The sequence below is a fragment of the Ferribacterium limneticum genome, from assembly GCF_020510585.1.
GTDB lineage: Bacteria > Pseudomonadota > Gammaproteobacteria > Burkholderiales > Rhodocyclaceae > Azonexus.
Genome location: NZ_CP075190.1, coordinates 2,839,266 through 2,864,678 on the forward strand (window position 1 = coordinate 2,839,266; position 25,413 = coordinate 2,864,678).

23 protein-coding genes are annotated in these 25,413 nt (G+C 61.6%); 8 read left to right on the forward strand and 15 right to left on the reverse strand.

The window, feature by feature from the left end:
• Positions 1 to 159: 159 nt before the first annotated feature.
• On the forward strand, positions 160 to 1,134 hold the full coding sequence (locus KI613_RS13670; RefSeq protein WP_226400392.1) for an MBL fold metallo-hydrolase: 975 nt from the start codon (positions 160 to 162) through the stop codon (positions 1,132 to 1,134).
• An 8-nt stretch (positions 1,135 to 1,142) separates the two neighbouring features.
• Positions 1,143 to 1,595, forward strand: a complete 453-nt coding sequence (locus KI613_RS13675; RefSeq protein WP_226400393.1) for a YaiI/YqxD family protein — start codon at positions 1,143 to 1,145, stop codon at positions 1,593 to 1,595.
• Between the two features lie 18 nt (positions 1,596 to 1,613).
• Here the strand turns inward: KI613_RS13675 and KI613_RS13680 are convergent, their stop codons facing one another.
• Complete coding sequence (locus KI613_RS13680) at positions 1,614 to 2,030, reverse strand: hypothetical protein (protein ID WP_226400394.1); 417 nt, start codon at positions 2,028 to 2,030, stop codon at positions 1,614 to 1,616.
• Positions 2,031 to 2,249: 219 nt separating this feature from the next.
• A complete protein-coding gene (acnB, locus tag KI613_RS13685) occupies positions 2,250 to 4,850 on the reverse strand; it encodes a bifunctional aconitate hydratase 2/2-methylisocitrate dehydratase (protein WP_226400395.1) in 2,601 nt (866 codons plus the stop codon).
• A 474-nt stretch (positions 4,851 to 5,324) separates the two neighbouring features.
• On the opposite strand from acnB, the gene KI613_RS13690 reads away from it, so the two are divergent.
• Positions 5,325 to 5,510, forward strand: a complete 186-nt coding sequence (locus tag KI613_RS13690) for a hypothetical protein (RefSeq protein WP_226400396.1) — start codon at positions 5,325 to 5,327, stop codon at positions 5,508 to 5,510.
• A 240-nt stretch (positions 5,511 to 5,750) separates the two neighbouring features.
• On the opposite strand, the gene KI613_RS13695 is transcribed toward KI613_RS13690, so the two are convergent.
• From KI613_RS13695 to sufB, 10 genes are all read right to left on the reverse strand, one after another.
• A complete protein-coding gene (locus KI613_RS13695; protein ID WP_226400397.1) occupies positions 5,751 to 6,662 on the reverse strand; it encodes a PLP-dependent cysteine synthase family protein in 912 nt (303 codons plus the stop codon).
• On the reverse strand, positions 6,659 to 8,119 hold the full coding sequence (gene moeB / locus KI613_RS13700; RefSeq protein ID WP_226400398.1) for a molybdopterin-synthase adenylyltransferase MoeB: 1,461 nt from the start codon (positions 8,117 to 8,119) through the stop codon (positions 6,659 to 6,661). Before moeB ends, KI613_RS13695 begins: the two co-directional genes overlap by 4 nt.
• Positions 8,112 to 8,534, reverse strand: coding sequence for a Mov34/MPN/PAD-1 family protein (locus tag KI613_RS13705; protein WP_226400399.1), 423 nt, complete (start codon positions 8,532 to 8,534; stop codon positions 8,112 to 8,114). Before KI613_RS13705 ends, moeB begins: the two co-directional genes overlap by 8 nt.
• A gap of 79 nt (positions 8,535 to 8,613) precedes the next feature.
• Complete coding sequence (locus KI613_RS13710) at positions 8,614 to 8,934, reverse strand: non-heme iron oxygenase ferredoxin subunit (protein ID WP_226400400.1); 321 nt, start codon at positions 8,932 to 8,934, stop codon at positions 8,614 to 8,616.
• Positions 8,935 to 8,959: 25 nt separating this feature from the next.
• Positions 8,960 to 9,337, reverse strand: a complete 378-nt coding sequence (locus tag KI613_RS13715) for an SUF system Fe-S cluster assembly protein (protein ID WP_226400401.1) — start codon at positions 9,335 to 9,337, stop codon at positions 8,960 to 8,962.
• Positions 9,334 to 9,789 carry a Fe-S cluster assembly sulfur transfer protein SufU gene (gene sufU, locus KI613_RS13720; protein ID WP_226400406.1) on the reverse strand — a complete coding sequence of 152 codons (456 nt, stop codon included), beginning with the start codon at positions 9,787 to 9,789 and terminating at the stop codon, positions 9,334 to 9,336. The genes KI613_RS13715 and sufU overlap by 4 nt, the downstream gene beginning before the upstream one ends.
• Positions 9,786 to 11,039, reverse strand: a complete 1,254-nt coding sequence (locus tag KI613_RS13725; protein WP_226405753.1) for a cysteine desulfurase — start codon at positions 11,037 to 11,039, stop codon at positions 9,786 to 9,788. The genes sufU and KI613_RS13725 overlap by 4 nt, the downstream gene beginning before the upstream one ends.
• Before the next feature lie 18 nt (positions 11,040 to 11,057).
• On the reverse strand, positions 11,058 to 12,365 hold the full coding sequence (gene sufD / locus KI613_RS13730) for a Fe-S cluster assembly protein SufD (protein WP_226400408.1): 1,308 nt from the start codon (positions 12,363 to 12,365) through the stop codon (positions 11,058 to 11,060).
• The gene (gene sufC, locus KI613_RS13735; protein ID WP_310493528.1) at positions 12,362 to 13,129 is read right to left on the reverse strand and encodes a Fe-S cluster assembly ATPase SufC; all 768 of its coding nucleotides are present in this window, start codon (positions 13,127 to 13,129) and stop codon (positions 12,362 to 12,364) included. The genes sufD and sufC overlap by 4 nt, the downstream gene beginning before the upstream one ends.
• A 14-nt stretch (positions 13,130 to 13,143) precedes the next feature.
• Positions 13,144 to 14,592, reverse strand: a complete 1,449-nt coding sequence (sufB, locus tag KI613_RS13740) for a Fe-S cluster assembly protein SufB (RefSeq protein WP_226400412.1) — start codon at positions 14,590 to 14,592, stop codon at positions 13,144 to 13,146.
• A gap of 288 nt (positions 14,593 to 14,880) precedes the next feature.
• Here sufB and KI613_RS13745 point away from each other — a divergent pair, with 288 nt between their 5' ends.
• The 4 genes from KI613_RS13745 to KI613_RS13760 all read left to right on the forward strand — a co-directional run bounded on the left by KI613_RS13745 (position 14,881) and on the right by KI613_RS13760 (position 22,774).
• The gene (locus tag KI613_RS13745) at positions 14,881 to 16,974 is read left to right on the forward strand and encodes a TonB-dependent receptor plug domain-containing protein (protein ID WP_226400414.1); all 2,094 of its coding nucleotides are present in this window, start codon (positions 14,881 to 14,883) and stop codon (positions 16,972 to 16,974) included.
• A 7-nt stretch (positions 16,975 to 16,981) separates the two neighbouring features.
• On the forward strand, positions 16,982 to 18,127 hold the full coding sequence (locus tag KI613_RS13750; protein WP_226400416.1) for an ABC transporter substrate-binding protein: 1,146 nt from the start codon (positions 16,982 to 16,984) through the stop codon (positions 18,125 to 18,127).
• 90 nt (positions 18,128 to 18,217) lie between these two features.
• Complete coding sequence (locus KI613_RS13755; RefSeq protein WP_226400418.1) at positions 18,218 to 22,165, forward strand: EAL domain-containing protein; 3,948 nt, start codon at positions 18,218 to 18,220, stop codon at positions 22,163 to 22,165.
• Between the two features lie 84 nt (positions 22,166 to 22,249).
• Positions 22,250 to 22,774 carry a DUF3568 family protein gene (locus KI613_RS13760; protein ID WP_226400420.1) on the forward strand — a complete coding sequence of 175 codons (525 nt, stop codon included), beginning with the start codon at positions 22,250 to 22,252 and terminating at the stop codon, positions 22,772 to 22,774.
• 202 nt (positions 22,775 to 22,976) lie between these two features.
• Here KI613_RS13760 and KI613_RS13765 read toward each other — a convergent pair whose 3' ends face one another.
• Genes KI613_RS13765 through KI613_RS13775 form a run of 3 tightly spaced genes read right to left on the reverse strand, consistent with a single transcriptional unit; the run spans position 22,977 to position 24,933 of the window.
• Complete coding sequence (locus tag KI613_RS13765) at positions 22,977 to 23,300, reverse strand: YkgJ family cysteine cluster protein (RefSeq protein WP_226400422.1); 324 nt, start codon at positions 23,298 to 23,300, stop codon at positions 22,977 to 22,979.
• Positions 23,297 to 23,974: an SAM-dependent methyltransferase gene (locus KI613_RS13770; RefSeq protein WP_226400423.1), complete on the reverse strand. Its 678-nt coding sequence runs from the start codon at positions 23,972 to 23,974 to the stop codon at positions 23,297 to 23,299. Before KI613_RS13770 ends, KI613_RS13765 begins: the two co-directional genes overlap by 4 nt.
• Positions 23,974 to 24,933: a tRNA dihydrouridine synthase gene (locus tag KI613_RS13775; protein WP_226400425.1), complete on the reverse strand. Its 960-nt coding sequence runs from the start codon at positions 24,931 to 24,933 to the stop codon at positions 23,974 to 23,976. Before KI613_RS13775 ends, KI613_RS13770 begins: the two co-directional genes overlap by 1 nt.
• A 50-nt stretch (positions 24,934 to 24,983) precedes the next feature.
• Between KI613_RS13775 and KI613_RS13780 the strand changes: the two genes are divergently transcribed.
• Positions 24,984 to 25,403 (forward strand): putative toxin-antitoxin system toxin component, PIN family, encoded by a 420-nt coding sequence (locus tag KI613_RS13780; RefSeq protein ID WP_226400427.1) that lies wholly within the window; start codon positions 24,984 to 24,986, stop codon positions 25,401 to 25,403.
• Positions 25,404 to 25,413: the final 10 nt, after the last annotated feature.

The window sequence follows — 25,413 nt, forward strand, 5'->3', positions numbered from 1 at the left end:
CGGGCAAGGAAAACGGGATATCAACCCGCCCCTCATGAAACGGCAGCAGCCATGCATTTGTCAACCAGCCAAGCCATGGCAATATTCGCCCTCCGGCCAAACTGGCGACAACCAGCCAGTCCGCAGTCACATCCCGTTCATTTCCGTCAGGAGAAATCGATGCCCAGCTCCGCTTCATCCCTTCTTCGCCACTTCTTCTTTGCCGGCCTGCTTCTAGTCGCCTCGAGCTTTGCCACCGCCGAAGCGCCGCAACAAAAAACCCAGGTTCCCGGCTATTACCGCCTGATGCTCGGCAGTTTCGAAGTCACCGCCCTCTACGACGGTGCCATTGATCTCGACGAAAAACTGCTCAAGAGCATCGCCAAGCGCGACATCCAGCGCCTGCTCGCCCGCCAGTTCCTGAAAGGCCCCAAGGTGCAGACCGCCGTAAACGCCTATCTGGTCAACACCGGCAACAAGCTGGTGTTGGTCGATGCCGGCGCTGCCAAGCTGTTCGGGCCGGGCCTCGGCAATATCGTCGACAACCTCAAGGCGGCTGGCTACACGCCCGAGCAGGTCGACACCGTGCTCGTCACCCATCTGCACGGCGACCACGTCAATGGTCTGGTTAGCGCCGAAGGCAAGGCCGTCTTCACCAAGGCTGAGGTGTGGTCGGCCAAGGCCGACAACGATTTCTGGCTGAGCGAGGAAATTGCCGCCAAGGCCCCGACCGAAGCGCAAGGCTTCTTCAAAATGGCACGCGATGCCGCCGCCCCCTACCTCGCCGCCGGCAAGTGGAAAACCTTCGACAGCGACCGCGAACTGCTGGCCGGCGTGAGCAGCGTCGATACCCACGGCCACACCCCAGGTCACGCCAGCTACCTGTTCCAGAGCGGCGATCAGCGCCTGCTCATTCTCGGCGATCTGGTGCATAACCATGCAGTGCAGTTTGCCCGCCCGGAAGTCGCCATCGAATTCGACGTTGATCCGAAACAGGCGGTCATCACCCGCAAGCGCATTTTCTTCCAGGCAGCCAAGGAAAAACTCATGGTTGCCGGCATGCACCTGCCCTTCCCCGGCATCGGCCATGTCCGCAAGGAAACGGCCGGCGGCTACGCCTGGGTGCCCGCCGAATTCGCTCCGCTGTCGAAATAGGACGCCGCATGCAAATCTGGGTCGATGCCGACGCCTGCCCCGGCGTCATCAAGGAAATCATCTTCCGCGCCGCCGAGCGTCGGCAGATCCAGACCATCCTGGTCGCCAACCAGATGCTGCGCACACCGCCATCGAAGTTCATCCGCGCCATCCAGGTACCGAGCGGCTTCGACGTGGCCGATGCGCACATCGTCGACCAACTGACGGCCGGTGACCTCGTCGTCACCGCCGACATTCCGCTCGCCTCGCTGGTCATCGGACGTGGTGCCCACGCGCTCAACCCGCGTGGCGAGATGTACACCACGGCGACCATCCAGGAACGCCTGACCATGCGCAACTTCATGGAAGAATTGCGCGGTGCCGGCGTCGAAACCGGCGGCCCGAGCGCCTTCAGCCAGGCCGACCGGCAGGCCTTCGCCAATCAGCTCGACCGCTTTCTGGCCAGAATTCCGACTGCCTGAAACCCTGCCGCCAGCAGGCTAATTGATGCGGAAACCCATCACGTTGCTCATCAGATGCAACTGGGGTTGGCTATCCAGCCAGTCCCGTGCAGCCGAAACTGTCGGGCAGACTTCCGTCTGATAGGAAACAAGGCCAGCCACGGCCGGCGTATTCCTGATGCGCGTCGCCAAGGCTTCTTCGGTCGTCACGAAGACAATCCGGCAATTCGGATTAGAGGCAAAGGCACCGTACTGAAGCACGGCAACCTCGGTCAGCACCTCCTCGGAAAGTTCATGTTTCGTCACCGCCAGGAAATCGTTGATGACATAGCGGGCATCATCAAAGCGAAAGTCGCCCTGCACATTTTCGACAGCCTCAATGAATTCCCGGGCCGAAACCTCCCCCGAAAACTCCTTGATCACACCGTCAGGTTCCCAGACAAGCTCGTAAGCCATACACCACCTTGGCAAAGGGTTAATCGAAAAATGCTTCGATACTATTCATTCAAGATAGTACATCCACCGCCCCCGGTTCAACATCTAGTGCAAGCCATAGGTCTGCGACGTAACCGCACTCTGCGTGCTTTGACAGGTCCGGAAAAGAAAAAATCCCCGGCCGGTTGCCCGACAGAGGATTTTTTTACGGTCGACCGGAAAAAAGGTCGAAATTCGAAATTACATCTCGACGGTAGCCGCCTGTTCCACAAACTCCGGAATCTGGTCGAAGTTCATGTAGCGATACACTTCAGCAGACTTGGCGTTCACCAGCTTGATCTGCTCCATGTATTCCGGCACCGTTACGATGCGGCCAGCCAGGGCGCACATGGCGGCCAGTTCGGCGGAGCCCAGATAAACCTGGGTATCGATGCCGAGGCGGTTCGGGAAGTTGCGCGTCGAGGTGGAGATCGCAGTCGAGCCCTTGCGGATCTGGGCCTGGTTGCCCATGCACAGCGAGCAGCCCGGCATTTCCATGCGCGCGCCAGACTTGCCGAGGACGCCGTAGTAGCCTTCTTCGGTCAGGATCAGCGCATCCATCTTGGTCGGCGGAGCGACCCACAGACGGGTCGGGATGTCGGACTTGCCTTCGAGAACCTTGGCGGCAGCACGGAAGTGGCCGATGTTGGTCATGCAGGAGCCAATGAAGACTTCGTCGATCTTGGCGCCGGCGACTTCGGAGAGGATCTTGACGTCGTCCGGGTCGTTCGGGCAGGCCAGGATCGGCTCGGTGACTTCGGCCAGATCGATTTCGATGACCGCAGCGTACTGGGCGTTGGCATCAGCCTTGAGCAGCGTACCGTTGGCGATCCAGTCTTCCATGGCGTTGATGCGACGCTTCAGGGTGCGAGCATCGGCATAGCCTTCGGCGATCATCCACTTCATCAAGGTGATGTTCGAACGCATGTACTCGACGATCGGTTCCTTGTTCAGGGCGATGGCGCAAGCAGCAGCAGAACGCTCGGCGGCGGCGTCGGACAGTTCGAAGGCCTGTTCGACCTTGAGATCCGGCAGACCTTCGATTTCGAGGATGCGGCCAGAGAAGACGTTCTTCTTGCCCTTCTTCTCGACGGTCAGCAGGCCAGCCTTGATGGCGTAGAGCGGAATGGCGTTGACCAGGTCGCGCAGGGTGATGCCAGGCTGCATCTTGCCGGAGAAGCGGACCAGCACGGATTCCGGCATGTCCAGCGGCATGACGCCGGTGGCGGCGGCAAAGGCGACCAGACCGGAACCGGCCGGGAAGGAGATGCCGATCGGGAAACGGGTGTGCGAGTCACCGCCGGTACCGACGGTATCCGGCAGCAGCAGGCGGTTCAGCCAGGAGTGGATGACGCCGTCGCCCGGACGCAGCGCAACGCCGCCACGGGTCGAGATGAAGGACGGCAGTTCGCGGTGCATCTTGACGTCGACCAGCTTCGGATAGGCGGCGGTGTGGCAGAACGACTGCATGACCAAGTCGGCGGAGAAGCCGAGGCAGGCCAGGTCCTTCAGTTCGTCGCGGGTCATCGGGCCGGTGGTGTCTTGCGAACCAACGGTGGTCATCTTCGGCTCGCAGTAGGTGCCCGGCAGGATGCCGGTCACACCGCAGGCCTTGCCGACCATCTTCTGGGCCAGCGAGTAGCCCTTGCCGTCGTCGGCCGGGTTTTGCGGCAGACGGAACAGAGTGCTTTGCGGCAGACCGAGGAATTCGCGGGCCTTGGTGGTCAGGCCACGGCCGATGATCAGCGGAATCCGGCCGCCGGCACGGACTTCGTCCATGATCACCAGAGTCTTCAGTTGCGATTCGGCGATCACGGCACCGTTCTTGGCGGCGGTGACCTTGCCGGTGGCCTGATCGACCTTCAGTTCGATCTCGTCGCCCATGTCCATCGCGCTGCAATCGATTTCGATCGGCAGGGCACCGGCATCTTCCATCGTATTGAAGAAGATCGGGGCGATCTTGGAACCGAGGCAGAAACCACCGAAACGCTTGTTCGGGACGAAAGGAATGTCTTCGCCGGTGAACCACAGCACGGAGTTGGTGGCGGACTTGCGGGAAGAACCGGTACCGACCACGTCACCAACGTAGGCGATCAGGTTGCCCTTGGCAGCCAGCGCTTCGAGTTGCTTCAACGGGCCACGGGTACCCGGCTCGTCGGCTTCGATGCCCGGACGCGGGTTCTTGAGCATGGCCAGGGCGTGCAACGGGATGTCGGGACGCGACCAGGCATCCGGGGCCGGCGACAGGTCGTCGGTATTGGTTTCGCCGGTGACCTTGAAAACGGTCAGCTTCTGCGAAGCCGGGACTTCCGGACGCGAGGTGAACCACTCGGCGTCAGCCCAGGACTGCATGACCGCCTTGGCGTTGGTGGCAGCGGTGGCATTGGCCGACTTGGCCAGTTCGGCGACATCGTGGAAGAAGTCGAAAACCAGCAGGGTCTTCTTCAGGCCTTCGGCAGCAACGCTGCCGCAGGTGGCATCACCGAGCAGGTCGATGAGCGGCTTGACGTTGTAACCGCCGAGCATGGTGCCGAGCAGTTCGGTGGCTTTTTCCTTGGAGATCAGGGCGCAGGCTTCTTCGCCCTTGGCGACCTTGGCCAGGAACTCGGCCTTGACTTTGGCGGCATCATCGACACCGGCCGGCACGCGGTAGGTGATCAGCTCGACCAGGGCGGCTTCTTCGCCCTTCGGCGGATTTTTCAGCAGGGCGACCAGTTCGGTGGTCTGTTGCTTCGACAGCGGCAGCGGGGGGATACCGAGGGCTGCACGTTCTGCGACGTGGGCGCGATAGGCTTCAAGCACGGCGACTTCCTTTCGTAAAGGGTTGCTCTGGGAAACGAATATTTTACGACAACGGTGACGGCCTGATAGTTCGAAAACAGCTGCCACCAATCGTGACTTGCGGGTCTTATATATTTTATATGTTATATCACCTGCAAGGCTAGACCCGGATGGCGCAAAACGCTGGCCAAGGGCAAATCGCCCGATCTTTAGGCACAACCGCTAAACGCCTTGTCACTCAATGCATTGCAGCATTTGTCCCGAGCTTATCCACAAGCTTGTCCGACCCGAATGGGGATAAAGACTGCCGATTGTCGAACCATGCACATCGTGGCGATATTTACCGGTAGTTCCCTTTGGCGAAATTGGCCAAATGTGCTTCAGGCGGTTTTGCTCATGGGAACATCAGTTCAGAGAGGCACTCTAAACAGAAAGCTGATTAGTACCTGCCCTGCAAACCAAAATCAAATTGTCGGGCTGGTGTAGGAGAGAGTCATGGGTTTCATTCGTTCAAATAGCGTAATCGCCAATGCGGTTGAACGCGGATTGGCAGTGGCATTGCTGTTGGATGTGAGGGCCGGAGCGAAAGCGATGAGCGGCGCTGGCGTACCAATCTCGGTCGCATTACGGGTTTTGCTACATCCGGCACAACGCCGAACCAACGACTGGGTGCATGAGTAATATCCATCTCTATTTGGCGCTCTTTGAAGTCAAGGACAACGACGCCCGCGGGCGCTTTCCGGAAGGCTGGATGGCGCCGAAGCCTTACCTGCGCTACGTTCATCAGCCGCATCAAGCTTGCTACGGTCAACTGGAAAAATCTTCAAATTTTGGAATTTTCGTTTTGTTCCGCGCCCATCGACGTATCGCGGGATGCCCAGTGCTAAGCCGGTCAGGCTGCTCGAAACAGACCAGGCCCGGTCACTGCCACATCCCGGTTGACACGTAACGCTCCCCGGTGTCGCTGAGTACGGTGACCAGCAGGTGCCGCTCGCCATCGTTGGCCAGGCGCAGGGCAACTTCGACAAACGCCCCCGAGGAGGGACCGACGTAGAGGCCGATGCCGGCCAGCCGCCGGCACATCGCCAACGCCTGGTCGAGGCTGACCGGGTAGCGCCGGTTGATCAAGTTCTGGTCGAGCAAGGGCGGCACGATATCGCCGGGCTGGCCCAAGGGCTTCAGGCCTTCGATGCCGGGAAAGGTTTCGGGAATGGCCGCAGCGATCAGCAAGCCCGGATTTTCCCGGCGCAAGCGGCGACCGACACCGGTCAGCGTGCCGCCGGTACCAACGCCAACGATCAGCGCGTCCGGCGCACCGAGGCCGCGTTCGGCCAGCTGGGTGACGATTTCCTCGCCGGTCCCTTCGAAGTGCGCCTGCCAGTTGTCTTCGTTGGCGTACTGGTCGCACAGCCAGTAGCGTTCGGGCTGCTCGGCGGCCAGGCGGTGGGCGGTGCGCAGAGCATGGTCGTAGCCCTCAAGCGGATCGGTCAGCACCAACTCGGCGCCGTAGGCGCGCATCCGGTCCAGCCGCTCCCGACTGGCGTTGCCGGGAACGACCAGAGTGACCGGTATGCCAAGCGCGGCGCCGAACATGGCGTAGGAGATACCGGCGTTGCCCGACGAGGAGTCGAGCAAGCGCCGCTCACCGGCCAACCGTCCATTCGCCCGGGCCTTTAGCAGCATGCGGGCGACCGGCCGATCCTTGATCGAACCACCCGGGTTCACGCTCTCCAGCTTGGCAAAGAGGCGAACGCCCGGCGCCATCTGGCCGTCAAACGCGATTTCGACCAGCGGCGTATGACCGACCGCGGCGAGCAGGGCAGCGGCACTCATGCCGCCCTCTGGCAGAAGGCGGCGTAGTCGACATAGCCGGGAAAGGCGCCATGGTCGCCGCAGTAAGCACAGAGCGGGTTGGCTTGCAGGTCGTACTCGTCAAAGCGGCCGGGCAATGCGTCGTAGCAGAGCAGACGGCCAACCAGCGGGTTGCCCAGGCCGAGCAGAATCTTGAGCGCCTCGACTGCTTCGAGCAAGCCGATCACACCGGGCAGGACGCCAAGCACGCCAGCCTCGGCGCAGGAAGGCGCCAGTTCCGGCGGTGGCGGCTCGGGATAAAGGCAGCGGTAGCAAGGGCCACGGCGTTCCCCGTAGCCCGGCCAGAAAACCGTGACCTGGCCTTCGAAGCGGTAGACCGAGCCGTGGATGTTGGGAATATCGAGCTTCACACAGGCATCGTTGACCAGATAGCGGGTCGGAAAATTGTCGGAGCCATCGACTACCAGGTCGTAGCCGGCGAAAATATGCTCGACGTTGGCGCTCGACAGACGCTCCGCATAGGTTTCAACGCGGATCCCCGGATTCAGCGCCAGCAAGCTGGCCCGCGCCGAGTCCACCTTCAGTTGCCCGATGCGGCCATGGGTGTGCAACACCTGGCGCTGCAGATTGCTACGGTCAACCCGGTCGTCGTCGATAATTCCAAGGGTGCCGACGCCGGCTGCCGCCAGGTAAAGGGCGGCAGGACAACCGAGGCCGCCGGCGCCGACCAGCAGCACCTTGCTGTTCAGCAATCGGGCCTGACCCGCCTCCCCCACCTCCGGCATCAACAGATGCCGGCTGTAGCGTTCCCGGTCCTCGCTGTTCAGCATTTGCGGTGCCTCGCCGGGCAGGCCTTCAGCCTTCCAGCGCGCATAGCCGCCGGCCACCGAAGCCACTTGCCGGTAGCCCAGTTGCAGCAAATCATCGGCCGCGAACAGGGAGCGTACACCGCCGCCGCACAAGGTCATCACCGGGCGGTTGAAATCGGGAACGGCCGATTCGACGCGCAGTTCGAGAAAGCCCCGATTGAGGTGCAAGGCGCCGGGCGGACTGCCCTCGGCCACTTCTTCCGGCTCGCGCACATCGATCAGCACGGCGCCCGCGGCCTGGCGAGCCAGGGCCTGGGCCGGCGTCAGCTCCGGAATGCGGGCCCGCAACTCGGCCAGCCGCCGCTCCTTGCCTCCGGCCCCGCCGGCCACGGCGGGAACGATGGCGACTACGGCGCCAGCCTTGACCGGCGTAACCAGCCCGTGCAGCACCCGGATATTGTCGGGACCGAGATAAATATTGACGAACTGGCGCAATTCGCCGTCCGGCGACATGACCCGTTCGAGAATGCCGGGGTAGGCGTTACCGAGGGCGACCAAGGCCTCGCCGACACTGTTCGCCTCTACGGCAACCTTATCGGCGCCATTGGTATAGCTGCGCAGCGGCGTAGGAATGCGGATGGTGACCGTATCTTCGGGATGTTCAGCCATGGTGAACCTCCTCTTCATAAAAATCGTGATCGGCGAGGCGCCACGACCGGATGTCGACCACGCCGCCAGCCGTCACTGACAGGATCAAATAGGACCAGCCTGGCCACGCCATCTGCCGGTCCGTTTCGCTCGGACGGGCCGGATGGTCAGGGTGCGTGTGCCAAACCCCGATCACCTTGATTCCGGCTGCCGCGGCGGCCTCCTCGGCGGCCAGATAATCGAGTGGGTCGAGTTCGAAACGGTCAGCCGCACGCTCCCGGTTCAGGTTTCGCGCCGGGTGCTGGGAAACGACCTGGCAAAATTCCTCTCCGTTCAGCCCCAGGAGCAGGCCGCAGGTTTCATCCGGATAGCCGGTACCGGCCCGGGTTTCAAGCTCGGCACGGATTCCGGGCGGAATCAGGAGAACGCCATGCATCGCGGTCCTCATCACTTACTCAGAATTGGCCCCGAGCGAAGCGATGCAAGTTCTACGAGCGGGAACGGCTGCCCCTCTTTTAGTCGAAGCGATTGTCCCTGACCTGCACCCTGCCCTTTTCGATCCGCACCGGAAAGGTGGCGACCGGCTCGTAAGCCGGTGGCGACAGGGCTTCGCCGGTGACCAGCGAGAAACGCGCCTGATGGCGCGGACAGGTGATTTCCAGCCCGTTCAACTGGCCATTGGACAGCGTTTCGGACTCGTGGCTACAGAGATCCTCGATCGCATAAAAGCGGCCGTCGACGTTGAAAACGGCCATTTCCACACCGTCGACTTCGACTCGGCGGCAACTGCCGGGGAGGAATTCAGCTTCGGCAGCGACATCGATCCATTCGGTCATCCCGGCTCTCCTTTGTTAGCACCTCTCAGACCAGCCCGAGTTCCAGGCGCGCCGCCTCGCTCATCATCTTTTTCGACCAGCGCGGCTCCCAGACCATTTCGACCTCAACCTCCTCGACGCCGGGAACCTCGCGTACGGTATTGGCGACCATTTCGGGAAAAGTCTGGGCCACCGGGCAGCCTGGCGCCGTCAGCGTCATCCGCAGATGGACGTGGCCAGTCTCCGGATTGGCATCGAGCCCGTAGATCAAACCCAGGTCGTAGATATTGACCGGGATTTCCGGGTCATAAATGGTCCGCAGCACGAAGATGATGTCGCTTTCCAGCTCGCTGTGCGGCGGCAAACGCTCGGCTTCGGCCTGTTCAGCCTGCTCCGCCTTGGACAGCCATTGACGAAAACTCATGGGATCGCCTCCGTAGTCACCGGCTGGCTTTCGGCACGCAGCGCGGCATGCAGGGTGTGCCAGGCCAGCGTGGCACATTTGATCCGGCTCGGGAATTCACGCACGCCGGCGAGGACCTCCAGCTTGCCCAGTGCCGGGTTGGCTTTCGGCCCCCCGGTCAGCATGGCATGAAAATCGGCAAACAGCGCCTCGGCTTCCGTCTCGCTACGTCCTTTCAAGGCTTCGGTCATCAGCGAGGCGGACGCCGTTGATATGGCGCAGCCGGCCCCCTCGAAGCGGGCATCTTCGATGACGCCGTCGGCCACCTTCAGGCGCAAGGTCAGGCGGTCGCCGCACAGCGGATTGAAGCCTTCGGCCTGGTGGCTGGCGTCGGGCAGCGGGCCGAAATTGCGCGGCCGGCGGCCGTGGTCGACGATCACCTCCTGATACAGATCGCGAAGATCGGCCGTCATCCGAATATCTCCCGTACCTTGGCCAGGCCGTGAAATAGCGCATCGACCTCTGGCCGCGTGTTGTAAAGCGCGAATGAAGCGCGAACCGTTGCCGGTACGCCGTAGCGTTCCATCACCGGCATGGCGCAATGATGGCCGGTGCGCACGGCGACGCCCTGGGCATCGAGGATGGTGCCGACGTCATGAGGGTGGATGCCGGCCAGCGTGAAGGAGAGGATCGCCCCCTTGTCGCGGGCGGTGCCGATCTGGCTCAGCCCCGGAAACGCCTTGGCCTTAGCGCTGGCATAGGCCAACAGATCGGCTTCGTGGGCAGCGATGGCGCTCATGCCGACGTTCCGGACGTAGTCGATGGCGGCACCGAGGCCAATGCCGCCGGCGATATTGGGCGTCCCGGCCTCGAACTTGTAGGGCAGGTCGTTCCAGGTGCTGCCGGCAAAGCTGACCGACTTGATCATGTCGCCACCGCCCTGATAGGGCGGCATGGCTTCGAGCCGGGCGAGTTTGGCATAAAGCACCCCGATGCCGGTCGGGCCGTAGAGCTTGTGGCCGGAAAAGACGTAAAAATCGCAATCGAGGTCGGTCACATCGACCAGCAGATGGGCTACGGCCTGGGCGCCATCGACCAGGACGACGGCGCCGGCCCGATGCGCCAGATCAACCAGCGCCTTGACCGGATTGATGCTACCCAGGGCGTTCGACATGTGGGTCAGCGCCACCAGCCGGGTACGCGGGCCGAGCAGGCTGGCGAACTGCTCGACGATCAGCTGGCCTGCATCGTCGATCGGTGCCACGCGCAGCACGGCGCCGCTACGCTGGCAAAGCAGTTGCCAGGGCACGATGTTGGAATGGTGCTCCATTTCGGTGATCAGTATCTCGTCCCCGGCCTGCAGACATTGGCCGTAGCTGCTGGCGACCAGATTGATCGCCTCGGTGGTGCCGCGGGTGAACACGATTTCCTCGCGCCCCGGGGCGTGGATGAAGTCGCGCACCTTGTCGCGCGTCGCTTCGTAGGCCTCGGTTGCCTCCTGGCTCAAATGATGGATGCCGCGGTGAATGTTGGCGTTGTAATGGGCGTAGTAGTGGCGTTCGGCCTCGATGACCGACCACGGCTTCTGGCTGGTCGCGGCGTTGTCGAGATAGACCAGCGGGTGCTGGTGGACCTCGCGGTGCAGGATGGGGAAATCCTGGCGGCGGCGGATGACGTCGAGGACCGGCGCTTGCTGCGCCACGCTATTCACTGCGGTGACCATGCTTGTCATGCTGTCCCCTTATTGTTGCGGCAGCCGGGCATGCAGCAACTCGTCGAGTCTTTCCTGGAGCGCCGGGGGGCTGACCCGATTGACGATTTCCATGGCAAAGGCGCGGGTCAGCATGGCCCGGGCGGCTGACTGGCCGATTCCCCGGGAACACAGATAGAACACCTGGTCCTCGTCGAGCTGGCCGACCGTCGCCCCATGGCTGCACTTGACGTCGTCGGCCCAGATTTCGAGTTGCGGCTTGGTATCGATTTCGGCGTTTTCCGACAGCAGCAGGTTGTGGTTGGTCTGTACGGCATCGCTGCCCTGGGCATCGGGATGGACCAGCACGCGCCCGTTGAAGACGGCCCGCGAGGCCCCGTTGAGGACGCCCTTGTAGAGCTCGCGGCTGGTGCATCGGGGCTGCAAGTGGTCGATGCGGGTGTGGTGATCGACATGCTGGCGGCCGTCGGTGAGGTAGAGCCCATCGAGTTCGCAGCTGGCTTCCTCGGCTTGCAGCCTGACCGTGATGCCGACCCGGGCAAGACGGGCGCCAAGCGCGAAGGAACTGGAAACAAAACGGCTTTTTGCCGCCTGGGAGACGTTGACCGTAGCAATATGAAATGCGTTGGGGCTTTCCTGTTGCAGCTTGTGATGGTCGATCGCGGCGCCGGTATCGAGCACGATGTCGGTGACTGCGTTGGTGAAATAACTGATATCGCCGACCGCCACATGGTGCTCGATGATGCTGGCCGAACTGCCGGCGCCGGCCAGCACGAGATTGCGCGGCTGGATCGCCAGATTGGCTTCGCCGGCGATGAAGAGGAGTTGGATCGGTTCCTTGACGACGCAGCCCGGCGGCAGGCGAACATAGGCGCCATCGGTCATGAACGCCAGGTTCAAGTCGGCAAAGGCAGAAGGCGGCGGGTAAGTCACCAGTGCCTCTTCGAGGTCGTCCGGACTCCGCTCCAGGCGATAGGTCAGGCTGGCCAATCGCATGTCGTCCGGCAGGAGGCCAAGGCGGGACAAACCCGCTTCGAGATGACCATTGACGAAAACCAGCAAATGGCTGTCCGGCAGGGCATGGATGTCGACCAGCCGGCTCAGAAATACGGAACCCTCGGGCGGCAGCACATTGAAACGCCCGTGCGCGATGGCGGAGACATTGGTGTATTTCCAGTCCTCGTCATGCAAGCCGGGAAAGCCCTGCTGGGAAAATCGGCCGATGGCCTCGGCCCGGCTCTCGCTCAGCCAGTCCAGGTGCCGACCGGGCAACAGGCTGGAGATTCGCCGGAAGGCCCCGAGATAGTCATTGGCGGAAGGCGACTGGCGGACGTTCAAGGCATGATCTCCGCCGGCCCCGGCGCATCGGCCGGCTTGCCGTACCCGGTGCGCTCGAGTTCGATGGCCAGTTCCGGCCCGCCGGAGCGTGCAATTCGGCCGTCAGCCAGGACGTGGACCTGATCCGGCACGACGTAGTCGAGCAGGCGCTGGTAATGCGTAACCATAATGATCGCCCGCTGCGGGCTGCGCAGCCCGTTGATGCCGCTGGCCACGACTTTCAGGGCATCGATGTCGAGGCCCGAATCGCTTTCGTCGAGAAGAGCTAACGTTGGCTCAAGCAGCGCCATCTGCAGGATTTCGTTGCGCTTCTTCTCACCGCCGGAAAAACCTTCATTGACTGGCCGGTAAAGCAGGCTTTCGTCCATGCCGAGCTGTTTGAGCTTGCTGCGGATCAGGGCAAGGAAATCGATGGCGTCGAGTTCCGCCAGACCGTTGTGGCGGCGCTGGGCGTTGAGCGCAGCCTTGAGGAAATAGACATTGGTAACCCCGGAAATTTCCACCGGATACTGGAAGGCGAGAAAGATGCCTTGCCGGGCCCTGTCCTCAGCCGCCATGTCGAGCAGATTGTTGCCCTGATAGAGGACTTCGCCGGCCGTCACGGCATAGCCGCTGCGCCCGGCCAGGACATGGGCCAGCGTGCTTTTGCCCGAGCCATTGGGGCCCATGATGGCATGGACCTCGCCGGCCTTGACGCTGAGGTCCAGCCCCTTGAGGATGGGTTGGCCATCGACGTTGACGTGGAGATTGCGGATCTCGAGCATGATCATTGGCGCCGTCAGCCGATGCTGCCTTCCAGGCTGACGCCGAGCAGCTTTTGCGCCTCGACGGCAAACTCCATCGGGAGTTCCTGGAAGACTTCCTTGCAGAATCCGTTGACGATCATCGACACGGCATCTTCCGCCGACAGGCCGCGGCTCTGGCAGTAGAACAACTGGTCCTCGCCGATACGCGACGTGGTGGCCTCATGTTCGACCCGGGCCGACGGGTGCTTGACCTCGATGTAGGGAAAAGTGTGGGCGGCGCACTTGTCGCCAAGCAGCAGCGAGTCGCACTGGCTGTAGTTGCGGGCTCCGATGGCGCTTTTCGCAATCTTCACCAGACCCCGGTAGGCGTTGTGGCCATGGCCGGCCGAGATGCCCTTGGAAACGATGTTGCTGCGGGTGTTTTTCCCCAAATGGATCATCTTGGTCCCGGTATCGGCCTGCTGGAAATTATTGGTCAGCGCCACCGAATGGAATTCACCGTGCGAGTTGTCGCCTTTGAGGATCACGCTGGGGTATTTCCAGGTGATCGCCGAGCCGGTTTCGACCTGGGTCCAGGAAATCCGCGAGTTGTCGCCACGGCATTCGCCGCGCTTGGTGACGAAGTTGTAGATGCCGCCCTTGCCGTTCTTGTCGCCGGGATACCAGTTCTGCACCGTGGCGTAGCGGATCTGGGCGTTTTCCAGGGCGATCAACTCGACCACGGCGGCGTGCAACTGGTTCTCGTCGCGCATCGGCGCCGTGCAGCCTTCGAGGTAACTGACGTAGCTGTCGCGGTCGGCGATGATCAGGGTACGTTCGAACTGGCCGGTGTTCAGCGCATTGATGCGGAAATAGGTGGACAGCTCCATCGGGCAATGGACGCCGGGCGGGATGTAGCAGAAGGAGCCGTCGGAAAATACCGCCGAGTTGAGGCTGGCGAAATAGTTGTCGGTATAGGGAACGACCGAACCCAGATACTGCCGGACCAGCTCCGGATGTTCGCGGACAGCCTCGGAGAAGGGGCAAAAGATGATGCCCAGTTCGCCCAGCTTGGCCTTGAAGGTGGTGGCCACCGAGACACTGTCGAATACCGCGTCGACGGCGACGCCGGCCAGCAGTTCGCGCTCTTCGAGCGGCACCCCGAGTTTTTCGTAGGTGCGCAGCAATTCAGGATCGACGTCGGCCAGACTTTGCGGCCCGTCCTTGCGCGAGCGTGGGGCCGAGTAATAGCTGATGGCCTGGTAGTCGATCGGCGGATGATGAATGGTGGACCAGCCGGGTTCCCTCATGGTCAGCCAGTGCCGGTAGGCCTTGAGGCGCCATTCCAGCATGAATTCCGGCTCGTCCTTCTTGGCCGAAATGAGGCGGATGACCTCTTCGTTCAGTCCTTGGGGGACGGAGTCTGTCTCCAGATCGGTGACGAATCCGTGCCGGTATTCCTGACTGACCAGTTCATCGAGTTTGGTGGCTTCCTTGAGCATAGCTAGCCTCCTTCACATTTTTGACCGGATGAGGTATTCATCGTTCCGTATCGGTCGCCGACCATGGCCTTCCGCTTCAGGAAATGCGGGGGCGAATTGACCCGTCCGATGCTGGCGGGCCAAGCGGACTTTTCATTTTTGGGCATTTTTTCCGGTTGACCGTGGCGGGGGCCTTCATTTCCCGGGTACCAGCCCCGAAATAACGTCTTTTGTTGCCAAAAAAGAGGCATTCCATTAGATTCCGGACATATTTATAAAAATCCAGAAAATGGACCACCGGGGTACTCCATGTTTCAAGTCCGTTTGCTTTCCAGCCTGTTGCTCGCCTCTGGTGCCAGCCTTACCCTGGCCCAGCCGATGGTCGACGAGGAAGACCTGGCGCTGGCTTATGGCGACAAGAGTTTCGTCTCCATCGCTACGGGTTCCCGGCAACCAGTCCAGAAGGCACCTTCGGCAGCCACCGTGATTACCTCGGAAGAAATTGCCAGCATGGGAGCAAGAACTCTCAGTGAAGCACTGGAAGCGGTTCCCGGCCTACACGTCTCACGCAACACCCTGCAAAACAACTACGCCCCGACCTACGGCATGCGCGGCATCCTCACCGGAAGTTCGCCACACGTCCTGATGATGGTCAACGGCATTCCCAGAACCAGCGTCTATCTCGGCAACTCTGACGAAACGATGGTTGAACTGCCGGTAGACAACATCGCCCGCATTGAAGTCATTCGAGGCCCCGGCTCCGCTGTTTACGGTGCGGATGCCTTTGCCGGCACAATAAACATCATCACCAAGACAGCCGCAGACATTGACCGCACCAGCGTCGCCGTCGGCGCCGGCTCCTTCAATAGCTGGGATACCTGGTTCCAGCATGGCGGCAGACATGGAGACTTCGACGTCGCCGCCTATCTCAAAATCGGCTCAACCGATGGGCAGCGACGGAGCATCGCCAGCGACTATCAGTCCGGTTTCGATACCGCGTTCGGCACCACAGCGTCCCGCGCCCCGGGTTCGGTGAACGTCGGATACGACAGCATCGATGGCCAGGCCGACATCGGTTATGGCAAATTCCGCCTGCGCGCCGGCTACACCCGACGAGACAATTTGGGGACTGGAGCAGGGATCGCCGGCGCGCTCGACCCCGAGGGGAAAGTCCAGAGCGAACGCATCACCAGCGATTTATCGTGGAGCGATGCGAATATCGGCCGTGACCTGAGCCTGACCTTGCTGGCTTCCTATATGCAACTCGCCAACGAAGTCACCACGCCGCTCAGGGTTTTCCCGGCCGGCGCCGATTTTACTGCCATCGGCGGCAGCGCATTCCCGGCAGGCATGCTTGGCAAACCCGACAAATGGGAACGCCAGACCCGCTTTTCCGCAACCAGCATTTACTCGGGCTTTGCCGACCACCGGATACGTATTGGCTTCGGCCATGACGAAATGGAAATCTACAAAACGGCGGAAAGCAAGAATTTCACGCTGCTGCCTGGTTCACCGACAATATTACCCGGCGGCATGACGACCGCCACCGGCGCCGATCTATTCCTGGCCCCGCACAAACGCCAACTCGATTACATCTATCTCCAGGACGAATGGAGTTTTGCCCGGGCATGGACGCTGACTGGCGGCGTTCGCTACGACAATTTCTCGGATTTCGGCAGCACTACCAACCCGCGCCTTGCCCTGGTCTGGGAAGCGCGCCACGACCTGACAGCCAAGTTGATGTACGGCACGGCCTTCCGCGCCCCCTCCTTCGTCGAGCAGTACGCCACCGGCAATCCCATTGCATTGGGCAACTCGTCACTGATGCCGGAAAAAATCACCACTCTGGAAGCGGCCCTCACCTGGCAAGCCAGCCATGATCTGCAAACCAGCCTGAGCATTTTCCAGCACGAAATTACCGACATGATCAGCCAGACCGGGGCCACCTACCAGAACACCGGCAAGCAGACCGGCAGCGGCGGCGAACTGGAGGTCGCCTGGGATGCGACAACCAGCCTGCGCCTGACAGGCCACTACGCTTATCAGAAAAACATCGACGAGACGACCCAAACCGATGCCGGCTACGCACCGCACCACCACCTGTACAGCCGCGCCGACTGGCGGTTCACGCCCGGCTGGAAACTGAGCGGCCAGGTCAATTACGTGGCCGACCGCAACCGAGCCTGGGGCGACACGCGGGCCGCCGTCCCCGATTACACGGCAGTGGACCTGACCCTGCGCAGTGACCGGCCGAAACGCGGTTGGGATTTCTCGGCGTCGATATACAACCTTTTTGATGCCGACATCCGGGAACCGAGCAAGCCAACCTCGTCGGGCGTAATCACCTACGATCTGCCAATGCCGGGCCGAACCCTCTGGCTCCAGGCCCGTTACAGCCTATAATGCTGCCATGACATTGCCTTTGATCCGCTTCGTGCTGGCTTTCCTTCTGGCCGCTGCCGTTGTCCACGTCCAGGCCGAACCGACTCGTATCGCGGTCATTTTCGCGGAATCGGATGATAGCAATGCAAGCAGCTTTGCCGGAGTTCTTGGCGGAATCGAAAACACGCCTGGCGTTGAGATCATCCTTCTCTCCCTGAAAGACCTCGACGAACCTCAGCTGGCCCAGCTGTTGCTCGCCCCAAAGCAACGCAGCGGAGCACTCCAGTTGGCAGCGGCGGGCGGCAATATCGGGCCAATCGCAGTGCTTTACCCGGATATTGGCGAACCGTACCGCAGCATCTTCTCCAAGATTATCGAAGGTATAGAGGAAACATCCCGTACCAAGGTCGCCAGCTATGCCGTCGGCAGCAATTTCAACGCCCAGGCCATATCGGGAGAACTGAAGCGTCAGGACATCAGGGTGGTCATCGCCCTCGGGCGCAACGGACTGCGGGCGGCCAGCACTCTCGACAAGGAAATAGGCGTTGTGGCCGGTGGCGTCGTCTCTGTTTCGGAAACCGAACAACGTGGCAACGCCGTTCTCAGCCTGGCGCCGGACCCGGCGCTGCTCTTTGCTCGCCTGAAAACGCTGTCGCCGAAGACGCAGCGCGTTTTCGTCATCTACGAGCCCCGCCAGAACGGCTGGCTGATCAAGCTGGCAAGAGAAGCAGCCAGGGCACAGGGCATCGAACTGGTGGCCCAGGAAGCCGGCGACTTGAAGAGTGCGCTTGGCATCTACCAGACCATCTTCGCCACAGCCGACAGCAAACGCGATGCGCTCTGGTTACCGCAGGACAGCACGACGGTCGACGAGTCGCTGGTCTTGCCGCTGGTCTTGCAGGAGTCCTGGAACAAGAACATTCCGGTCTTCTCCAGCAACGTTTCACATGTCAAGCGCGGCGCCCTTTTCGCGCTTTACCCCAACAACATCGAACTAGGTCGCAACCTGGCCAACTCGGCCATCGGCATGGCGAGCGGCACCCCCACCGCGCGCGGAGTCCTGCCCTTGCGTGACGTCCTGACGGCATACAACACCCGCACCGCAAGCCACCTCGGACTGCACCCATCAATCGCCCAGCAACAGGGCTTCGATCTGCTGTTTCCGGAGCAATAAGGCGCTATGGGTTGGCTCTCGCGGCAACTCCGTGGGTTCAAAAGATCGACCTTCCGCCGCCAGCTTGCCATCCTGTTTTCCGTCGGAGTCTTGTCCGTCTCGCTACTTGCGGCCCTCGCCACATCCTGGCAAGGCAGCCGCCAGTTGCATGCCAGCAAGCTTGACGATGGTTTGCGCATTACCCGTATCCTCGCCACCCAGAGCCGGCTGGCACTGGCCTTTGGCTCAGCAGAGAATGTTTCGGAAGCTCTGGAGGCAGCCTCCGCCTTCCCCGATATAAGCAGGATCGAAATCCGCCATGCCGACGGGAGAACATTGCTCGAAAACGGCAATGCGATTGTTGGCGAGATCGACCGCAGCCTGCCCAACAACAGTCACCAAACCTATCTTGAAGCCGAGAATGCGGCCGGCTGGCGCTTTGTCGCGCCGGTCTGGTCTGTCTCGGGACCGGACTCCCAGTTCGAGACCACCGAACGCAAGGACATCCTGCTCGGTTTCGTCATCATCGACCAAAGCAAGGCAACGCTGAAAGCCCTTGTCCAGGAAGTGTTCGTCGTCAATTTCGCCGCTGGTCTGGCCTTTGCGGTGCTCTTTGTCCTTGCCGTGCGTATCCTGGCACGGCGCCTGACCCAGCCCCTGGCCGACCTGTCAGCCACCATGACGCGCGCCGAAAAGGGTGAAATCGGACTACGCGCCGATCTCTCCGGCCCGCGTGATCTGGCCGACATGGCCCGTGCCTTCAACAGCATGATGGGAGCCCTTGAACAGCGCGAGCTTGAGTTGCGCACGGCCCGCGACAGCGCCTTGCGTTTTGCCAAACTGAAATCCGATTTCGCCGCCACGGTCAGTCATGAGATACGGACCCCGCTGAACGGCGTTATCGGTACGCTCGACATGCTCAAAATGGGCAAGATGAATCGCGATCAAAAGGAACTGCTTGATCTGGCCTGGGATTCCTCGCAGTACCTGCTCGAACTGATCAACAATATCCTCGACTTTTCCCGTCTGGAAGCTGGCCGCATGGAGGTGGATGCCTGCGACTTCGCCATGCAGCCCCTGATCGATGGGGTGATGAATATGTTTCACGCCCAGGCCACCAGCAAGAATCTGGCCTTGACGGCCAGCGTGGCACCGAACGTGCCACCGGTTCTCAATGGCGATCCAGCACGCATCCGTCAAGTGCTGATCAACCTGATCGGCAATGCGCTCAAATTTACCGAGCACGGCTCGGTGACGTTGACGGTAGAACGCACCGAAGATCAAGGTCTGCTGCGCTTCGGCATTCGCGATACTGGCATCGGCATTGCCAAGGAACAGCAGGCGGAGATTTTCGACTCATTCACCCAGGCGGATACTTCGACAACCCGTCGCTACGGCGGCAGTGGTCTGGGTCTCTCGATCAGCAAGCAGATCGTCCGTCTGCTTGGTGGCGAAATCGGAGTGGACTGCACCACCGACCGCCAGGGCAGCCTGTTCTGGTTTACCACACCTTGTGTCGCCGGGATGCCCATCGCCGATGTTCCCCCGGGCGAACCAATCCTCGCCAGCAGCGGACGCATTCTTATCGCCGAGGACAACGCGACCAACCAACTGGTGGCAGCCGGCATGCTGCGCCTGCTGGGATGTTCGAGCAGCATCGCGAAGAATGGGGTCGAAGCCGTCAACCAGTGGCAGGCCGGCAACTGGGATCTGATCCTGATGGATTGCTCAATGCCTGAAATGGACGGTTTCCAGGCCACTGCCGCCATCCGCAACCTGGAAGCCGGCAGCGGCTGCCATACGCCTATCATTGCGATGACCGCCAACACCCTGCCGGCCGACATAGAACGTTGCAAGGCGACCGGCATGGACGACCACCTGCCCAAGCCTCTGACGCTGGAAGCCCTTTCTGCCTGCCTCAAGCAGTGGCTGAACTGGCACACCGACCTGTCGGTCGCGGCCGAGCCGTCGACCGACCCGGGCAACAATCTGCCGCTCGATAGCACAGTACTGAAACGGCTACGGGAAATTCTCGGTGCGTCGATCAGCGAAGCCATCCGGCCGTTCCTGGAAGATGTCCCGCGTTACCTGACGGAGCTGGAGCGAGCCATCGCAGCCGGTGATGCCGGAACAGTTCGCCAGGTGACGCATGTCATCAAGGGTGCCGCCAGCAATCTGGGTGCCGTTGCCCTGGCCGGAGTCGCCCGTGAGATGGAAACGCATGCCGAGGCCGGAGCGCTTGGCGAGGCCAGCGAAGGTTTGTTGCGCCTGCGGACCGAATTCGCCGTCATCGAACCGGAGTTGAGACAGGAACTGGCCCCCTCGCCTGACAGCCTGCCCCAATTGCGCGAAGATGCGCCCATCGTGCTGGTGGTAGACGATGATCGCAGCACCCGTTCGGCGCTGCGTCACGCCCTGCATCGCAGCGGTTTCCGCGTCGAAGAAGCCGGTAACGGCAGTGAAGCCTTGATCTGGCTGGAGAACAATCCCGCCGATGCCATCCTGATGGATGCCCTGATGCCGGTCATGGATGGCTTCGCCGCCTGCGCCGTCCTGAAGGGCCACTCGCGCTGGAAAGACATCCCGATCCTGATGATCACTGCCCTCGAAGACCGTCAGTCCATCGAGCGGGCTTTCGAGGTCGGCGCCAGTGATTTCATTCCCAAGCCTATCCACTTCTCGGTCGTCAACCAGCGTGTCCGGCGGGTCATCGATGCCACCCGCACCGAGCGGCACGTCCAGCATCTCGCCTACAACGACGCCCTGACCGGACTGCCCAACCGCCTGCTGTTCATGGAGCAATTGAACCAGGCCATCGAACGCACCTCGGCCCATGACAGCATGCTGGCTGTACTGTTCCTTGACCTCGACCGCTTCAAGTTCATTAACGACACCCTCGGTCACGAAGTAGGCGACAAGTTGCTGGCGACCATGGCCCAACGCCTCAAGGGCTGTGTTCGCACCGACGATTGCGTGGCCCGCCTGGGCGGCGACGAATTCACCGTCCTGCTCGACGACCTGCCCAACGCAGCGGTGGCAGCCAGCGTGGCCCAGAACATCTGCCGCACGGTGTCTGCCCCCCTGGTCATTGACGGCCAGGAAATTGTCATTACCGCCAGCATCGGCATTTCGCTGTATCCGCAAGACGGCCCGGATCTCAGCCGACTGCTCCGCCATGCCGATACCGCCATGTATCGCGCCAAGCATAGCGGCAGTGGTTTCTGTTACTACGAGGCTGCTATGGAGTCAGCGGTCTCGGATCGGCTGAAGATGGAGAACGATCTGCGCCACGCCCTGGAACGCGAGGAGTTCTCGGTTTTCTATCAGCCGGTGATTGATACTGTCACCGGCAACGTTGCCGGCGTCGAAGCCCTGGTTCGCTGGATACATCCGGAAAAAGGCATCGTATCACCGGCCGAATTCATACCTGTCGCCGAAGAAACCGGTCTGATCCTGGCCCTCGGCGAATACGTCCTGCGCAGTGCTTGTCGGCAAACCAAGGTCTGGCTCGATTCCGGCCTGCCAAACCTGCATGTCGCCGTCAACCTCTCGGCCAAACAGCTGGAGCAGCCTGACCTGCGCAACATCATCCTCAGCGCGCTGGACGAAAGCGAGCTGCCGCCTTCGGCCCTGGTCCTCGAAATAACCGAAAGCGTGCTGATGGCACGCGCGGCGGAAAGCATCGATCTGTTGCGCGACCTGCGTAACCTGGGAATCCACCTCTCCATCGACGATTTCGGTACCGGCTATTCGTCGTTGTCCTACCTGAAGCACTTGCCGGCCAATACACTGAAAATCGACCGCTCGTTCATTCAGGACATTCCAGACGATGAAGACGCCGTCGCCATCGTCACCGGTATTCTGGCGCTCGCCCACAGCCTGCGCATGACAGTCGTCGCCGAAGGGGTCGAAACCGATGCCCAGCGGGAAACGCTAACTCGCCTGAAGTGCGACTGCCAGCAGGGTTTCTTTTACTCCAAGCCCTTGCCAGCCGAACTAATCGAAACCCGGATGCTCACCCCAAAACGTCGGAAACGCCCGCTGAACAAGCAAAGCTGAGATATTTGCCTATTTTTTAGGCAACCGTCAAAACTCGTTGTCGGTCATGGACTTGCCCAGCTTGTCCCGAGTTTATCCACAGTCTTGTCCGACCAGAACGGGGATAGTTTCCATCGCCGCATCCGTGTAAAAAAAACCCACGCCAAACTGGAAGATGGACGTAAAATCATTTCGCGCAATTTACGGTGCCACTTCATGTTTCGAAAACTCGCCACTTCCCTTCTGATGCTTTTGATCGCCCTGGGCGCATCCGGATGTGCGCCCATCATCATCTCGGCGGCCGGCGTGGGTGCCGGCGCGGTGTTTTCACATCACATCAACGGCCAGTCCTCACGAACATTCACCGCATCACTCCCCCGCGTCCGCGTTGCCGTGCTTGCCGCCTTGAAAAAGATGTCGATCAAGCCCGGCACCACCGAGAAAACCGAACAGGGCCAACGCATCACGGCCAAAGCCGGGGACCGCAATATTGAAATCGAACTTGAAGTCGTCACCCCCAGCACGACCCTCATGCGCACGGTGGCCCGCAACCAGAGCGGCCTGACTGTCGACTCGGCAACTGCCGCAGAAATCACCAACCAGACCGAGGCTGCAGTCGGCCGCGGTTGAACGTCATTGAAGCCGGACATCGGGCTGGCTTCTGCGCATTTCAATTTTGGGCATTTGTTCGGGTTGACCGTGGCAATCGCTACAGCGGCAGCAAGGACTCGGCCCAAACGCGCGAGCGGGCACGTCCAGCTACCATTTCCAGGTTGAAGCAGAGCAGAAGCTCAAACGGCCGTGCAAAACAACAAGCCAGCCGACAACGAACCTACGAGCGAGGAAGCTCGGCAAGCCCGCAGCGTTGTCGCGCCCTGTTGCAGGCGGCGTGCTCCACGTCGAACTCCCGGCAGGGCGATGGGCGGACGTCGTAGATCGAGCAGCTGACGGCGACACCAACCTCTCCGGCCAGCGCCACGCAACGCGGCGGGCTGGCATCGGTGCCGCACAGGCGAACGATGGCCGGCGTCACCGGCACCGTCATTTCCACCGGCACGCCCTGCCCCCAGGCGAAGGCGCCGCCGGCCAGTTCGACCGGATGAAAATCGACACGAAAGCTGGCGCAGCAGGCGCCGCAAGTCTGGCAGACGCTCATGGCAGGCTGACCCGGCAGCGCCACAGCTCGTGGCCGGAAGCGAGGTATTTCTTCTCGAAAGGCGTCATCGGGTCTGCCGTCTGCCACGGTTCGGCGACCACCAGCTGGCCGCTGAGCAGACTCAGCGCCTGGGCCATTTCCTCGATGTAGATGCGCCAGTTGCTGCGGCATTCGACTTCGCCGCCCAGTTCACCCCACACCGGAAAGACGGCATGGCCTTGCCAGCGCCGGGCCAGATGGCCGATCTTCGGCCACGGGTTGGGGTAGAGGTTGTAATGACGGGCCAGACGGATATCGTTGTCAGCCAGCAGGCGCCAGAAGTCGACCAGATCGGCCCGGATCAGCAGCGCATTGGCCGGCATCGGCAAGGGCTTGCCGCGGCTGATGCGGTCGACCGACTGATCGACACCAAAAACGAAATGCTCGGGGAAGCTTTCGGCGATGCGCTGCGTGCTCCAGCCAACGCCGCAGCCGGCGTCGAGGATCAGCGGCGCCTGCGGGTTCCACGCCGCGCGCGCCGCCATTGCCAGCGCGAAGGCCTCGCGGTTGTAATCGGCCAGCGGCTTCCTGAACGGGTGTGCCATGTGCCGGCGGACAAGCGCTTCGAGGTCGCGATGCGGACCTTCCTGCGCGCTCGAAATAAAGCGGGAGTTGCCTGACACAGATTCGTCCATCACGCCGCCAGCCGTTCCGGCGTCAGCAGGCCCTCGGCGATCAACGCCGCATCGATATCGGCAGCGCCCTTGATCGGCCGCAACAGATCGTACAGTTCGCCGGCCTCCGGGTAATTCCGGCGCAGCATGGCCAGCCATTGCTTGAGGCGGCCGCCGGCATGCACCGCCACCACTTTCCTGCGCACGCCCAGCCAGTAGTCGCCAACGGCCGGCCTGATTTCATCCCAGCCGCCGGTCGCCTCGCCGCGCACGCGCCGCGCCAGCAGCGGGTCAGCCACCGCGCCCCGGCCAACCATGATGTCGGCACAACCGGTCGCCAGCTGGCAATTGCGAAAATCTTCGACGGTCCACACCTCGCCGTTGGCGATCAGCGGAATATCGATGGCGGCGCGCACCCGGTCGATCCATTCCCAGCGCGCTGGCGGGCGATAGCCGTCGACCTTGGTCCGGCCATGTACGATCAGTTCGTCGATGCCGGCAGCGACCAGCGCCTGGGCGTTTTCGACGGCCCGGCTGGTGTTGTCGATGCCGAGGCGCATCTTGGCGGTAAACGGGATGTGCGCCGGCACCACGGCGCGCACGGCGCTGGTGATTTCGTGCAAAAGCTCGGGCTCGCCGAGCAGGGCGGCACCGCCGCGATGACGATTCACCGTCGGTGCCGGGCAGCCGAAATTGAGATCAATGCCGGCCGGGTTCAGGGTCACCAGCCGACTCGCGTTCTCGGCCATCAAAAACGGGTCGGAACCAAGCAACTGGACGCGCATCGGCGTCCCGGCCGCCGTCTTGCTGCCGTTGAGCAGTTCCGGACAAATCCGCTCGTAAGTCTTCGCCGGCAGCACATTGGCCGAGACCCGGACAAATTCGCAGATGCCCCAGTCGTAGCCGCCGATGGCCGTCAGCACGCCGCGCAACAAATCGTCGGCGAGCCCTTCCATGGGGGCGAGAAGAATGCGGGACATCAGACAGATTCCAGAACAGGAGACACAAAGGCCGGCATTATAATCGCCCCATGCTGCGCTTAGTTCTCGATACCAATGTCGTCCTCGACCTCTTTCACTGGGGCAACACCGATGCCGTGCCGATCATGGCGGCGCTGGAGGCCGGAGAAATTCAATGTGTCGTCGATGCCCGCACGCTCGATGAGCTGCAACGCGTGCTGACTTACCCGCAACTCAAGCTCTCCCCGGACATGATGGCCGAGCGCTACGCCCGCTACACAAAGCTGGTCGAGGTTTTTCCCGAAGGTGAAGCGCCAAAACTGCCGCGCTGCAAGGACCGCGACGACCAGAAGTTCCTTGAACTGGCCGCCCGCTGCGGCGCCAACCTGCTGGTCAGCAAGGACAAGGCGCTGCTCTGCTTGCGCGGGAGGACGACGCTGGGATTCCAGATCGTCAAACCGGCAGCGGCATCGGCATTGCTGGCAACGTGAGACAAATTTA

What these genes read in the sequence shown, in the direction of transcription:
- sufC (WP_310493528.1), bottom strand. Translation starts at nt 13,129, where the DNA reads ATGCTCGAGATCCGCAATCTCCACGTCAACGTCGATGGCCAACCCATC.
- KI613_RS13770 (WP_226400423.1), bottom strand. Translation starts at nt 23,974, where the DNA reads ATGGACGAATCTGTGTCAGGCAACTCCCGCTTTATTTCGAGCGCGCAG.
- KI613_RS13715 (WP_226400401.1), bottom strand. Translation starts at nt 9,337, where the DNA reads ATGAGTTTTCGTCAATGGCTGTCCAAGGCGGAGCAGGCTGAACAGGCC.
- KI613_RS13710 (WP_226400400.1), bottom strand. Translation starts at nt 8,934, where the DNA reads ATGACCGAATGGATCGATGTCGCTGCCGAAGCTGAATTCCTCCCCGGC.
- KI613_RS13780 (WP_226400427.1), top strand. Translation starts at nt 24,984, where the DNA reads ATGCTGCGCTTAGTTCTCGATACCAATGTCGTCCTCGACCTCTTTCAC.
- KI613_RS13705 (WP_226400399.1), bottom strand. Translation starts at nt 8,534, where the DNA reads ATGCATGGCGTTCTCCTGATTCCGCCCGGAATCCGTGCCGAGCTTGAA.
- KI613_RS13675 (WP_226400393.1), top strand. Translation starts at nt 1,143, where the DNA reads ATGCAAATCTGGGTCGATGCCGACGCCTGCCCCGGCGTCATCAAGGAA.
- moeB (WP_226400398.1), bottom strand. Translation starts at nt 8,119, where the DNA reads ATGGCTGAACATCCCGAAGATACGGTCACCATCCGCATTCCTACGCCG.
- KI613_RS13695 (WP_226400397.1), bottom strand. Translation starts at nt 6,662, where the DNA reads ATGAGTGCCGCTGCCCTGCTCGCCGCGGTCGGTCATACGCCGCTGGTC.
- KI613_RS13725 (WP_226405753.1), bottom strand. Translation starts at nt 11,039, where the DNA reads ATGGTCACCGCAGTGAATAGCGTGGCGCAGCAAGCGCCGGTCCTCGAC.
- KI613_RS13670 (WP_226400392.1), top strand. Translation starts at nt 160, where the DNA reads ATGCCCAGCTCCGCTTCATCCCTTCTTCGCCACTTCTTCTTTGCCGGC.
- KI613_RS13750 (WP_226400416.1), top strand. Translation starts at nt 16,982, where the DNA reads ATGACATTGCCTTTGATCCGCTTCGTGCTGGCTTTCCTTCTGGCCGCT.
- sufB (WP_226400412.1), bottom strand. Translation starts at nt 14,592, where the DNA reads ATGCTCAAGGAAGCCACCAAACTCGATGAACTGGTCAGTCAGGAATAC.
- KI613_RS13765 (WP_226400422.1), bottom strand. Translation starts at nt 23,300, where the DNA reads ATGAGCGTCTGCCAGACTTGCGGCGCCTGCTGCGCCAGCTTTCGTGTC.
- KI613_RS13680 (WP_226400394.1), bottom strand. Translation starts at nt 2,030, where the DNA reads ATGGCTTACGAGCTTGTCTGGGAACCTGACGGTGTGATCAAGGAGTTT.
- KI613_RS13745 (WP_226400414.1), top strand. Translation starts at nt 14,881, where the DNA reads ATGTTTCAAGTCCGTTTGCTTTCCAGCCTGTTGCTCGCCTCTGGTGCC.
- KI613_RS13775 (WP_226400425.1), bottom strand. Translation starts at nt 24,933, where the DNA reads ATGTCCCGCATTCTTCTCGCCCCCATGGAAGGGCTCGCCGACGATTTG.
- KI613_RS13690 (WP_226400396.1), top strand. Translation starts at nt 5,325, where the DNA reads ATGGGTTTCATTCGTTCAAATAGCGTAATCGCCAATGCGGTTGAACGC.
- sufU (WP_226400406.1), bottom strand. Translation starts at nt 9,789, where the DNA reads ATGACGGCCGATCTTCGCGATCTGTATCAGGAGGTGATCGTCGACCAC.